The sequence below is a fragment of the Streptomyces radicis genome (genome assembly GCF_003626575.1).
Classification (GTDB): domain Bacteria; phylum Actinomycetota; class Actinomycetes; order Streptomycetales; family Streptomycetaceae; genus Streptomyces; species Streptomyces radicis.
In genome coordinates, this window is record NZ_RBDY01000006.1 from 121,495 (window position 1) to 133,221 (window position 11,727).

Here is an 11,727-nt window from a genome sequence, read left to right on the forward strand (position 1 = left end):
GGCCCCGACGGGGAGTCGATAGCGTTTTTTGCCCCAACTCATGCGCTTTGGACGGAGTTGACGCCGTGCCCCTCCCCCTCGGTCGAAGGGCCCTGGTCCTCGGCGCCGCGAGCGCCGCGAGCGCGGCGGGCGCCACCGTCCTGACGGGCGGGCCCGCCTCGGCCGCACCCGCCGCCGCGCGCCCCGCCAGGGGCCGCGTCCACGAGTCGACCGTGTTCACGGCGGGCGAGGACGGCCTCGCGGTGTTCCACGTCTTCGGCCTGGCCGTCACGGCGCGCGGCACCGTGCTCGCCTTCGCCGAGGGCCGCGTCACGCAGCACGACGCCGACCCCCACCACCTGGTCTGCCGCCGCAGCCGGGACGGGGGCAGAAGCTGGGGCGCGCTCGAGTACGTCGTCCGCTCCGACGGCACCCGCTCGTTCGTCAACCCCACCCCGCTCCCCGACGGCGCGGGGCGGCTCTTCCTCTTCTACGCCGAGTGCTTCAGGAACGAAGGCAACACCGGCGGCTCGCCCGACCGCTCCCGCCTCCAGGTCATCGAGAGCGACGACGACGGGCGCACATGGTCCGAACCGACCGAGCTGACCGGCCTGTTCGACGGCAACCCCCACGGCTGGACCCTCCACATGCCGGGCCCTGGCCATGGCATCGGGCTGGCCGACGGGCGCCTCATGCTCCAGACGTGGCACCGCAGGGCCATAGCCTTTCCCGTCGCCGAGCGGCGCTACGGCGTCTCCGTCGTGCACAGCGACGACCGCGGCCGCACCTGGCGGCACGGCGGCGCGGTCCCGCTCGACGGCGCCTACCCGGTCAACGAGTCGCGGCTGCTCCAGCGCCCCGACGGCTCGCTCGCGCTGCTCGGCCGCTACGCCTCGGGCGGCACCCACCCACGGATCGTCTCGGTGAGCGGCGACCGGGGCGCCACGTGGTCGAGGCCCGTGCTCGACGCCGCCGTTCGCCCGGTCAACGCCGTGGACACCGGCGTCGCGCGCATCACCGGAGGGCCCGGCAGCCAACGCGCCAGCCGCGTCGTCCTCACACGCCCCGACTCGACCCAGCGGCGCAACCTCACGATCTCCCTCTCCTACGACGACGGCATGACCTGGCCGCACAGCCGCGTGATCACCGAGGGCCCGGCCTCCTACTCCGACGCGGTCGCGCTGCCCGACGGGCGCGTCGGCGTCCTCTTCGGCCGGGACCACGCCGAAGGCGTCTCGACCAGCTTCTCCGGCAGGGTCGCCTTCGCCGCCCTCGACCTCGACTGGCTCGACGCCGCCGAGCCGTCCGGGTTCGACCTGGACGCGATGCCGCTGCGCGCGGGCGGCGACGGCGCGCTCCGGATCGTCGCCGACGCCAACGCCGCGGGCGGCCGCCGCCCCGAGCTGGCCGCGACCGACTACGGCGCGTTCGTCGAAGCGGTCGTCGCGGTGGAACGCGGCGGCCCGCACGACGTGTACGCGCGGTTTCGGCACCTGCCGGACGGCGGCACGGTCACGGTCACGATCGACGGCGACCCCATCGGCGGCCCGGTCGACACCGCGACGCGCGGCGTCCGTTCGTTCACCACCAGGCTCCTGGGCCGCGCCGACCTCGGCATGGGCCGCCACCGGGTGCGTTTCACGGTGACCGACAAGCACACCGACGCGACGGGCCTGACGATCAGCCCCGACCTCCTGACGCTCGTGCCCCTGGGGTGACACACGCCGCCGCGCCGGATGGTGGGATGGCGGGGTGCGCACCTCCCCCCGGGCCCGCCTCGCCCTCCTGGCCCTGCTGCTCGCGGCCGCCGCGGGCGCCGTCATCGCCCTGGGGCGGCCGACGGGCGCGGCGCCGTACTTCATCGCCCTGTACGCCCTGTGCACCCTGGTGTTCGTCCCCAAGCCCGCCCTGACCGCCGCCGCGGGCGCCCTGTTCGGCGCGGGCCTCGGGCTGGCGGTCGCGGTGACCGGCACCCTGCTCGGCGCGCTGCTCGCGTTCGCCGCGGGGCGCTTGCTCGGCCGCGACGCGCTCCGGCCACTGCTGCGCCGGTACCGACCGCTCGCCACCCTTGACCGGCGCCTGACGGGGCGCCCCTTCGTCAGCGTCCTGACCCTGCGGGTGCTGCCGATCATGCCGTTCACCGCGGTCAACCTGACCGCGGCGTTCTCCGGCACCCCCTGGCTCCCCTACACGGCGGCCACCCTCGTCGGCACCCTCCCGGCCAACGTCGCCTACACCCTCGCCGGCGCGACGGCGACGAACCCGACGTCCCCGATGCTGTGGGCCCCCGCGGCGGCGCTGCTGCTGCTCCTGGGCGCGGCCGCCCTGATCCGCCGCCGCGTGCCCGACGCCACGGCGGAGTCATAGCCCGAGGGTGATCCCGGCGGCGACGGGCAGGTGGTCGCTGCCGTTCAGCTGCCCGCGGGCCGCTCGAGCGCCACCTCGGGCAGCCGCCGGGCGAGGGGAGCGGGCAGCCACCAGGCCCACCCGCCGAGCAGGTGCATGACGGCCGGAACGATCAGGCAGCGGATGACCACCGCGTCCATCAGGATCGCCACGGCGAGGCCGAGGCCGAACTGCTGGAGCATCCGGTCGGGGCTCAGCACGAAGGCCCCGAACACCACGATCATGATCGCCCCGGCCGCCGTGATCACCTTGCCGGTGGCGGCCAGCCCCTCCCTGACCGCCAGGGAGTGGTCCCCCGTGCGCTCCCACTCCTCGTGGATCCGCGAGATCAGGAACACCTCGTAGTCCATGGAAAGACCGAACACGATCGCGAAGATCAGCACGGGGAGGAACGCCTCGATCGGCCCGGGACGCACCCCGAACCAGCCCTCCTGGAACACCAGGGTCATCGCGCCGAGCGCGGCGGTGATCGAGAGGAGGTTCAGCAGGGCCGCCTTGACGGGGATCAGCAGCGACCGGAAGACCAGCATCAGCAGCAGCGAGGACAGCCCGACGACGACGGCGACGAAGAGCGGCAGCCGCTGCGCGACCGTGTCCGCGAAGTCCTGGGACGCCGCGGTGGAGCCGCCGACCAGGATCTCCGCGCCGGTGTCACGCTCGAGCCCTGGGGCCACGTCGTCGCGCAGGTGGTGCAGGAGGTCGGTGGTGCCCTCGTCCTGCGGCGCCGTCTCGGGGAAGACGATCACGGTGGCGAGACCGCCGTCGTCCGACGGCATCGCGGGGCTGGCCGCGGCCACGCCCTCGGTCGTGGTCAGCGCGGACCTGACGGCCTCGCCGACGGCCTCGTCGCCCTGGGCCAGGACGACGAGCGGGCCGTTGAAGCCAGGGCCGAAGCCCTCGGCGAGCAGGTCGTACGCCTGCTTGGAGGTCGAGCTCTCCGGGTCGTTGCCCGCGTCGGCGAACCCGAGGCGCATGCCGAGCGCCGGTGCGGACAGGGCCAGCATGGCGAGGACGGCGACCAGCAGCGTGGGAAGCGGACGGCGTTGCACGGCCGCGGCCATGGCCCGCCAACGTCGGCCCTCCGCACGCCCCTTGGCCTCGGCCTTGCCCGCGTGCGCGAGCACATGGCGCCTGATGCGCGTGCCGAGGAGCGCGAGCAGCGCGGGCAGCAGGACGAGCGAGGCGGCCATCGTGGTCAGCACGGTCAGCGCCAGCGCGAGGGCCACGCCCTGCAACGACCCGAGGCCGAGGGCGACCAGGCCGAGCAGCGCGATGATCACCGTGCAGCCCGCGAAGAAGACCGTGCGCCCCGCGGTGTCGAGGGCCCTGCGGGTGGCCTCGGCTGGCTCGGCGCCCGCGGTGAGCTCGTGCCGGTAGCGGTAGAAGATCAGCAGGGCGTAGTCGACGCCGACGCCGAGCCCGACGAGCATCGTGATGGGCGGCGTGAAGTCGGCGATCGTGAAGAGGTGCGAGGCGAGAACGATCAGGCCGATGGCGCCGCCGACCGCGAAGAGGGCGGTGATCAGCGGCACGGCGGCCGCCACCAGGGAGCCGAAGAGCAGCCCGAGGATGACCAGGGCGGCCAGGATGCCCGCGAGCTCCGCGGTCGGGCTCCCCTTCTCCTCGGCGCCGCGCACGGCATCGCCGCCGAGCTCGACCCTGAGCCCGTCGGCCTCGGCCGCCTTGGCGGCGTCGATGATCGCGGTGACGTCCTCCTTGGGCACCGCCTCGGCTTTGCCGTCGAGGACGACGGTGGCGTAGCCGATCGTGCCGTCATCGGACACGGCGGAGGCATCGGCGTACGGGGCGCGCACCTCGACGACGCTCGGCAGCCCCGCCACCTCGGCCAGCATCTCCTCGACCGCGTCCCTGCGGCGTTCGATGCCCTGGCTGTCGTTCAGCACGATCTCGACGCTGTCGCCCGCCTGGGCGGAGCCGTGCTCGTTCAACAGGTCGGTGGCGGCCTGGGAGTCGGTGCCCGGCAGGGAGAAGTCGTTCTTGTACGCGGAGCCCGCGGCCTGCGAGCCCACCGTGACGGCGGCCAGGACCGCCGCCCAGAGCAGTACGGCGAGCCAGCGGTGACGCTGTGCCCAGCCCGCCAGGGCGCCGAGCCTGCCGCCGCGCGGCCGATCGGGCCCGCGCGGCGCGGGCGGGGCGACGGACGCGGCCGAGCCGCGGGTGGGAGACATCGTGACGACCTCGGAATCGAGCGAAGGTACCGGCGTGAGAAACGCGCCCACCCCGGCGCCGCACGGCGGGAGGCGGGGGCGTTCATGCCCCTGATCGTGCGGGCGCGACCGGGTCGGGGTCGTCAGCCCACGGCCGACACCTCACCTACCCCGACGGGCCCACGCCGCCGCCGCGCCGTACCCCCTGGGTGCCACGGGGCCTACGCCCGACGGTCCGCGGGAGCGGCCCGGCCGCCCCCGCCGTCGGCCTACTCCGCCAGCCAGCCCGGGCTGACCAGCCCCGACTCGTACGCCACCACCACGACCTGCGACCTGTCCCGCGCCCCCAGCTTCGTCATGACCCGGCTGACATGCGTCTTCGCCGTCGAGCGCGACAGCACGAGACGCGCCGCGATCTCGTCGTTCGTGAGCCCCGCGGCCACCAGCCGCATGACCTCCCGCTCCCGGTCGGTGAGCGCGTCGAGCCGACCGTCGGGCTCGGGGCCCTTCCCGCGGATCGCGAACTCCGCGATGAGCCGCCGGGTGACCGACGGGCTGATCAACGCGTCGCCCGCGGCGGCGACCCGCACCGCGCGCAGCAGCTCCTCGGGCTCCGAGTCCTTCACCAGAAAGCCCGTGGCCCCGGCGCGCAGCGCCCCGTACACGTAGTCGTCCAGGTCGAAGGTCGTGAGGATGACCACCTTCACCGACGCCAGCCGCTCGTCCCCGGCGATCGCCCTCGCGGCTTCGAGACCGTCCATCCCCGGCATCCTGATGTCCATCAGGACCACGTCGGGGCGCAGCTCGCGGCACGCCGAGACCGCGGCGTGCCCGTCCCCGGCCTCCCCCACCACCTCGAGGTCGTCCTCGCCCTCGATGACCGAACGGAACCCGGCCCGAACCAGCCAGTGGTCATCCGCAAGCAGGACCCTGATCATCGGTCACCCACTCCGTCGGCACTTCCCGTGAACCCGTAAGGCAGCCGGGCCCGCACCGCGAATCCGCCCTCGGGGCGCGGGCCCGCGGTCAGCTCGCCACCCAGGGCCCGCGCCCGCTCCGTCATCCCCGCGATCCCGCTGCCGCCGCCCGCCCCGCCCCGGCGGGCCGCCGCGCCCCGGCCGTCGTCCTCGACCGCCACCCTCAACTCCCGGTCCCCGTAGGCGAGCCGGACCGTGACGCGCCCGGCGCGGCCGTGCCGTGCGGCGTTGGTCAACGACTCCTGCACGATCCGGTACGCGGCCAGGTCGACCGGGGCGGGCAGCGCGCGCTCGGGCCCGCTCCGCTCGATCGCCACCGGGAGCCCCGCCAGCTTCGCCGAGGCCACCAGCTCGTCCGCCCTTGCCAGCCCCGGCGCGGGCGCCGTGGGCGCGTCCTCGTCGACCCGGCGGAGCACCTCGAGCGTGGCCCGCAGCTCCCGCAGGATCTCCCGGCTGCTCGTCTTGATCGCGCCGAGCGCCGCCTCGGCCAGGTCGGGCTCCTTCTCCAGCCGGTGCAGTGCCGCGCCCGCCTGCACGTTGATCATCGAAACGCTGTGCCCGATCACGTCGTGCAGCTCCCGGGCGATGCGCAGCCGCTCCTCGGTGGCCCTCAGCCGCGCCTCCTCCTCGGCGTAGGCCACCCGGCCGTGCCACACCCTGCCGAGCGCCACGACGGCGACCAGCCAGCCGGCCAGCATGAACACCGCCGTGCCGGTGACATCACCCGTGCCCGCGAGGGCGCCCGCGGCCACGGCGATCACCATGGCCGCCACCATGGCGACGGCCACCCGCAGCCGCCCCCGCGCCGCGATGGCGTACAACGCCACGATCGGAACGATGACCAACGGGCCGTCGATGTCGCTCACGAGGTAGTACGCGCCCGTGGCCAGCACCGTGAACCAGCCCACCGCCACGGGCCACCGGCGCCGGAACAGCAGCGCCCCGCACACCGCCGTGATCAACAGCCAGGACGCGATCAGCAGGGGCACCGAGTCCCCACCGCGGGTCAGCCGCTGCCCCTCGGCCCCGAGCGCCACCACCACGAACACCCCACCGGCCAGCACAGCGTCACCACGGGCACCACGGGGCCACCGGAAACGCGTCTGGTCGAAGGGCGGCACCCACCCATTCTGCCCACGCCTCGGTCCGAAGGAGGAACCGCGGCCGAGCTGCCCGGCAAGGTGGGGCCCGCTTCCGCTGCCGCCGCGCAGGCGCCATGATGAGCGCGCGATGTCCCCACGCGTGCCCCTCTCGTCGTCACGTGCCGCCAGGGCAGCCGTCTTCGCCCTGGTCGTCACGGTGCTCGGCGTGGCCGCGCACCACGTGGTGTCCGAAGGGCCCGTGGCGTGGGGGCCCGTGGTCGGCGCGGGCGCGGTGCTGTTCGCCGCCGTGCTGCCGTTCGCCGGGCGCGCGCACGCGCTGCCCACGGTGCTCGGGGCGACGCTTGGCGCGCAGGCGGCCCTGCACGTGTGGCTCGGCATGGCGGGCGGCGGCGGGACAACGGATCCCCTTCAGGTCCACGGCGGGCACGGGGGACACGGCGCCGGTGACGGCGTTCCCGCGGGGGCCGCGCACGACGCGTGGCACGTCCGGACGCACGACTCGCTGACCGCCACGGCCGTTCATGCCGGGGCGGCGGTGCTCATCGCCGTTCTGCTGCATCGCGCCGACGCCGTCCGCGCCGGGGTGGTGAGCGGCCCATCGGGGCTGTTGGGCCTGGTCAGGGCGGCCATCGACCGCGTTCGGGCCCTGTGGGCCGCGGTCGGCGAGCGCGCCTCGACGGTGCTCCCCCGCCAGCCCTCCCCCGGCGTCAGGCGCGTGGTGCGTCCGCCGCCGCAACGCGTCGTGCTGGCGAACGTGGTGGTGCGGCGAGGGCCCTGAGGCGAACGAGGTCGTCCCGCCCCGTCGAGATCTCGTTCCCCGGGGGCCGCCGCGCGCGGTCCCCGCCCCACCCCCAGGAGACGTCATGTCCCGTCCCAACCCCTCGCGCGCGCTCCGCCGCCTGGGCATCGTCACGGCCGCGGCGGCCGTCGCGGTCGTCCTCTCCGCGGCTCCCGCAGCCGCCCACGTCGAGGTGGCGGCCGACACGCCGCGGGCCCTCGCCGAGAACGTGACGCTGAGCTTCCTCGCCCAGTCGGAGTCGAGCAGCGCGGGCATCACCGAACTGCGCGTCGTGCTGCCCGAGGGCCTCGGTCCCGAGCACGTCGTCTACGAAAGCGGCCCCGAGGGCTGGGAGTTCGCGCCCACCGAGGACGGCTACACCGTGGCGGGCCCCGCCGTACCCGCCGGTGAGGACGCCGAGTACGCCGTGGTGGTCCATCAGCTGCCGGACGCCGAGGAGTTGGCGTTCAAGACGCTCCAGACGTACGAGGACGGCCGGATCGACCGCTGGATCGAGCTGGCGGAGGCCGACGGCGGCGGCCACGGCAGCGCGGCGCCGGTCCTCGCCCTCGAACCGGCCGCCCCCGGAGCGGAGCCCGTCGACGCCACCGAGGAGGCCAGCCCCTCACCGGAGCCGGAGCCGGAGACCGAGCCCGAGGCATCGGCACCGGCGGACGACGCCGAGGAGACCGCGGCGGAGGACGAGGACGACGGTGGCTTCCCGGCCGCCGCGTGGATCGCCGTCGTCGCGCTCGTGCTGGCACTGGCCGCGGCCGGTGGCCATCTGGCCCGCCGCCGCGCCAAGGCCTGACCACTGCCCGGCCATGTCGTCTCCCGGAGCCGGGCGACGACATGGCCGCTACGGCGCGTCCGCGGCCCGGTCGGGGGCGAAGGGCTCGGAGGGGTAACCGGTGTCGAAGTGCATGTAGTCCGGCACGTCGATGTTCTCCCAGATCCAGCCCTCCTCGGTGAACAGCCGCCAGACGAGGCCACCCTCCACGATCTTGCCCGGCCCCTCCACCCGCTCCCGGTGCTCACCGCTGGGCGACCAGCACTCGCAGCGCAGGTCCATCCACGGGTTCTCGAGCGGATTGATGTCGACGGCCCGGCCGTTGGCGTGCGGCGACTCCATGGGCGGCGCGTTGATCTGGTCGGGGTGGCGGCAGTTGTAGGCGGCCGTGTTGTCGTCGGCGAGGCTGGCGTTGTTGTCCCCGTCGTAGTGCTCCACCGGGCGCATGCGGCGGATCGGGAACTCCTCCTCGTACAGGCGCGTGAAGATCCGCACCACGCTGTCGGCGACATCGGCGTTGACGACGAGCGCGCCCCTGGCCACCTCGCCGTCGAAGTCGATGTGGTTGATCTCGACCCGGCGCAGCTGCTCGCGGGTGACGGGGCAGCCCTCGCGCCACATCCCGGCCGCCACCATGTCCGCCCACTGCTCGGCCGAGACCTCGCGTATCTCAGGGTCGGCCCCCGGCGTCTCCGCCCGGGCGGGGGGCGTCGCGCCGCCCGAGGACTCCGAAGGAGAGGACTCCGGGGGATCGGCGGGGGCGGCACCGTCGCCGGTGTCCGTGTCCCCCGAGCAGGCGACGGCGGCGAACAGCAGGGCGGCCAGGGCGCCGACCAGGGGTCGGTGGGTGATCACTGTGCGGGTCCTTGAGTAGGGCGTGAGGTCAGGGGCAGGTCGTAGGTGGCGAGCTGTCGCCCTTCGGCGGTGCGCGTCTCGCCGCGGGGAAGCCAGCCCAGGCGCTCGTAGTACGGTCCCGCGCCGCCGGGCCCGGCGAGCGTGACGAGGCTGATCCGCGCGCATCCGCGGTGGGCGGCGTCACCGGCGAACACCCGGATGAGGGCGCCCCCGAGGCCCAGCGAACGCGCCGACCCGACCACCGCGACATGGGAGAGCACGGCGGTGACGCCGGAGCCCGCGGACGGCGACGCGGCCGCGCCCCGCCGTTTCGGCGCCAGCTTCCGCAGGTAGCGGAACAGCCGTGTGCGCACGAAGTGCGACGCCACGCGCGGGCGCACCACCATGCCCGCCACGGCGCGCGCGAGCAGGCGCACACCGTGCGAGCGGACCACGTGCCGACGGTGGGCCGCCGGGTCGAGCACGCCGACGAGGAAGCCCGCGGGGCGGCCGTCCACGTCGGCCACGTAGGCGCGGGCGTGGGCGCTGGTCAGATACGTCCTCGAGTAGGCCGTGAGGAAGCCGGGGCCGAGGCGCGCGAAGAACCCGTCGGGGAAGAACTCCCGGTGCGCGGCCACCACGAAGTCGAGGTCGGAGCGGGACATCGGCCGAAGGACGAATCCGTGGGGATCCTGTCGTCGGCCCCGCATCGGGGGGATGCGCGGGCCGGTGTGCGGGGTGCCCGGCGGGGCCGGGACGGAGTTCGGTCGCGTCGAGGCGCGGGGGTCGGCGTCCACACCCGCAAACTACTACACTGCGTAGGAGTTAACGAACGTGACGCCGCCCGCCCCACGCGCGGCACGTCCGCCGCCGAACGGGCACACTGGCCTGCGGCGGATCGGTCGGCCGCCACGAAGGAACGAGGGTGAGGAGCCCGGGAGATGCGCCCACTGGGCGAGCTGGAAGCCGAGATCATGCGCGTGGTGTGGCGCGGCACGGAGCCGCTGACCATCCAGGCCCTCACGGACACCCTCAACGAACAGCGCCCGCTGGCCTACACCACGGTGATGACCGTGGTGGACCGGCTGCGCCAGAAGGGCTGGCTGACCAGGACGAAGGTCAGCCGCGCCTACCGCTACTCCGCCTCCAGGTCGGCCGAGGACTACACGGCGCTGCTGCTCGAACAGGCCCTGGACACCACCGCCGACCGCGCCGGCGCCCTCATCCGGTTCGCCGACCGCCTCGACCCCGCGGAGGCGGAGGCCCTGCGCGAGGCGCTGGGGCGGTCCACGCCCGAGCCCGGGCGGGCGGACGGCGACTGACGTGCTCGTCATCCTGGCCCTGCTCACCCACGCCCTGGTCCTCGGCGGACCGGTGGCCCGCCTCCTCTCCCACGCGGCGTGGACCCGGCGTTCACCGCGGATCGCCCTGCGCCTGTGGCACACCAACGCGCTCGGCTTCCTCGCCTCCTGCTGCGCGGTGCTGCTCCTGGCCGCGCACGACGCCTGGGAGCACGCCGTGGTGTGGCTCTTCCACGCCGACAAGCCCCAGGTGCACGCCGCCTACACCGGCTCCCTGCCCGTCGAAGGCATCGCCGATGTCGCCCTGGTCGCCCTGCTGACCTGCGCGGGCGCCATCTCGGCACTCGCCGCCCGACGCTCCCTGCGCGTCCGCGGGCAACGGGCCAGGCACCGGCTGGCCACCGACGCCCTCGCCGAACGCGACGGCGCGCGCCGGGGAAACCTGCGGGTCCTCGACCACGACGCCCCGGCGGCCTTCTGCATCCCGGGCCAGGGCGGCCGCGCCCGCATCGTCCTGACCACCGGCGCGTTGCGCCTCCTCGGCCCCGACCAGCTCGCGGCGACCGTCGAGCACGAACGGGCCCACCTGCGACTTCGCCACCACCGGGCGATCCTGCTCGCCGACGTGATCACCGCCGCCGTCGGCTGGACCGGCCTCCTGCGCGACTACGCCGCCCAGGTCAGGCGCCTGGTCGAGATGGCCGCGGACGACCAGGCCGCCCAACGACACGGGCGCCGCACCGTCGCCAGCGCCCTGCTCGACATGTGCTCCCAAGACCCCGAGGACCAGGCCGTCGGCACCGTGTCGATGACGGGACCCGACCCGGCCGAACGCATCCGGCGCCTGCTCGAACCCCCCTCACCCACCCCCCGACGCCGCGCCCTCCCGGCCCTGGCCCTGTGCGCGGGCGCGGCCCTCCTCGCCCTCCCCGCGGCCGTATCCCTCGCCCCCGCCGCGGCGATCGCCGGCACCGCACACGGCGAAGGAGACCCACGAGGCGGCTGAGACCACCGAACGCGTCGAAGAAGGCACGGAATCGAGCAACCGTCAAGGAACACCGCGACCAGGAGTGGGAACCGCCCTACGCCAGTGCGGTGAACGCGCCGACCTCGTCGAGTGCCCGCCGCGAATCCGGGGTCTTCTCCGTCGCACGTGCCCGCGGCGCGGGAACCCGGGCGATCTCAGCCTCGACGCGTCCGCGGACGGGCGCGGAGCCGCGCCGGTACAGGTTCCACAGCGCTTTCCTGAGGTGCTCCACCTCCATCCCCGCGAGCTGGGCGAAGAACGCCTCCGCGCTCATCCGGTCTGCGGGCACGGCCGATAACGTACGGCTCCGCCCCGCTGGGCGACGGAGCCGGGCAGGCCGTGGCTGGCGACAGCGAAACTCCTG

General features: G+C 74.8%; 12 protein-coding genes. 6 read left to right on the forward strand and 6 right to left on the reverse strand.

The window, feature by feature from the left end; all coding sequences use genetic code 11:
* Positions 1-65 precede the first annotated feature (65 nt).
* Both D7318_RS11300 and D7318_RS11305 read left to right on the forward strand, forming a co-directional pair.
* Complete coding sequence (locus D7318_RS11300) at positions 66-1,697, forward strand: sialidase family protein (RefSeq protein WP_183091369.1); 1,632 nt, start codon at positions 66-68, stop codon at positions 1,695-1,697.
* Between the two features lie 34 nt (positions 1,698-1,731).
* Positions 1,732-2,346, forward strand: a complete 615-nt coding sequence (locus D7318_RS11305; RefSeq protein ID WP_120696796.1) for a TVP38/TMEM64 family protein — start codon at positions 1,732-1,734, stop codon at positions 2,344-2,346.
* Positions 2,347-2,390: 44 nt separating this feature from the next.
* Here D7318_RS11305 and D7318_RS11310 read toward each other — a convergent pair whose 3' ends face one another.
* The 3 genes from D7318_RS11310 to D7318_RS11320 form a co-directional block, all read right to left on the reverse strand.
* The gene (locus D7318_RS11310) at positions 2,391-4,574 is read right to left on the reverse strand and encodes an MMPL family transporter (RefSeq protein ID WP_120696924.1); all 2,184 of its coding nucleotides are present in this window, start codon (positions 4,572-4,574) and stop codon (positions 2,391-2,393) included.
* A gap of 248 nt (positions 4,575-4,822) precedes the next feature.
* A complete protein-coding gene (locus D7318_RS11315; protein ID WP_120696797.1) occupies positions 4,823-5,491 on the reverse strand; it encodes a response regulator in 669 nt (222 codons plus the stop codon).
* Positions 5,488-6,651, reverse strand: coding sequence for a sensor histidine kinase (locus D7318_RS11320; RefSeq protein WP_230423639.1), 1,164 nt, complete (start codon positions 6,649-6,651; stop codon positions 5,488-5,490). Before D7318_RS11320 ends, D7318_RS11315 begins: the two co-directional genes overlap by 4 nt.
* 109 nt (positions 6,652-6,760) lie before the next feature.
* Between D7318_RS11320 and D7318_RS11325 the strand changes: the two genes are divergently transcribed.
* Both D7318_RS11325 and D7318_RS11330 read left to right on the forward strand, forming a co-directional pair.
* Entirely contained in the window at positions 6,761-7,411 is a 651-nt protein-coding gene (locus tag D7318_RS11325) for a hypothetical protein (RefSeq protein ID WP_230423640.1), read from the forward strand.
* 85 nt (positions 7,412-7,496) lie between these two features.
* Complete coding sequence (locus D7318_RS11330) at positions 7,497-8,222, forward strand: DUF1775 domain-containing protein (protein WP_120696800.1); 726 nt, start codon at positions 7,497-7,499, stop codon at positions 8,220-8,222.
* A gap of 48 nt (positions 8,223-8,270) precedes the next feature.
* Here the strand turns inward: D7318_RS11330 and D7318_RS11335 are convergent, their stop codons facing one another.
* Positions 8,271-9,056, reverse strand: a complete 786-nt coding sequence (locus tag D7318_RS11335; protein ID WP_120696801.1) for a M15 family metallopeptidase — start codon at positions 9,054-9,056, stop codon at positions 8,271-8,273.
* Positions 9,053-9,700, reverse strand: coding sequence for a GNAT family N-acetyltransferase (locus D7318_RS11340; protein WP_120696802.1), 648 nt, complete (start codon positions 9,698-9,700; stop codon positions 9,053-9,055). Before D7318_RS11340 ends, D7318_RS11335 begins: the two co-directional genes overlap by 4 nt.
* A 276-nt stretch (positions 9,701-9,976) precedes the next feature.
* On the opposite strand from D7318_RS11340, the gene D7318_RS11345 reads away from it, so the two are divergent.
* Together D7318_RS11345 and D7318_RS11350 are read left to right on the forward strand one after the other, a co-directional pair.
* A complete protein-coding gene (locus D7318_RS11345) occupies positions 9,977-10,357 on the forward strand; it encodes a BlaI/MecI/CopY family transcriptional regulator (RefSeq protein WP_120696803.1) in 381 nt (126 codons plus the stop codon).
* A 1-nt stretch (position 10,358) separates the two neighbouring features.
* On the forward strand, positions 10,359-11,342 hold the full coding sequence (locus D7318_RS11350) for a M56 family metallopeptidase (protein ID WP_120696804.1): 984 nt from the start codon (positions 10,359-10,361) through the stop codon (positions 11,340-11,342).
* Between the two features lie 76 nt (positions 11,343-11,418).
* Here the strand turns inward: D7318_RS11350 and D7318_RS11355 are convergent, their stop codons facing one another.
* Entirely contained in the window at positions 11,419-11,652 is a 234-nt protein-coding gene (locus D7318_RS11355; RefSeq protein ID WP_147437663.1) for a hypothetical protein, read from the reverse strand.
* Between the last annotated feature and the right edge of the window lie 75 nt (positions 11,653-11,727).

Bases quoted from the DNA above. Each gene is read 5' to 3' on its own strand.
- D7318_RS11310 (WP_120696924.1), bottom strand. From the start codon at position 4,574: ATGTCTCCCACCCGCGGCTCGGCCGCGTCCGTCGCCCCGCCCGCGCCG.
- D7318_RS11315 (WP_120696797.1), bottom strand. From the start codon at position 5,491: ATGATCAGGGTCCTGCTTGCGGATGACCACTGGCTGGTTCGGGCCGGG.
- D7318_RS11325 (WP_230423640.1), top strand. From the start codon at position 6,761: ATGTCCCCACGCGTGCCCCTCTCGTCGTCACGTGCCGCCAGGGCAGCC.
- D7318_RS11330 (WP_120696800.1), top strand. From the start codon at position 7,497: ATGTCCCGTCCCAACCCCTCGCGCGCGCTCCGCCGCCTGGGCATCGTC.
- D7318_RS11340 (WP_120696802.1), bottom strand. From the start codon at position 9,700: ATGTCCCGCTCCGACCTCGACTTCGTGGTGGCCGCGCACCGGGAGTTC.
- D7318_RS11345 (WP_120696803.1), top strand. From the start codon at position 9,977: ATGCGCCCACTGGGCGAGCTGGAAGCCGAGATCATGCGCGTGGTGTGG.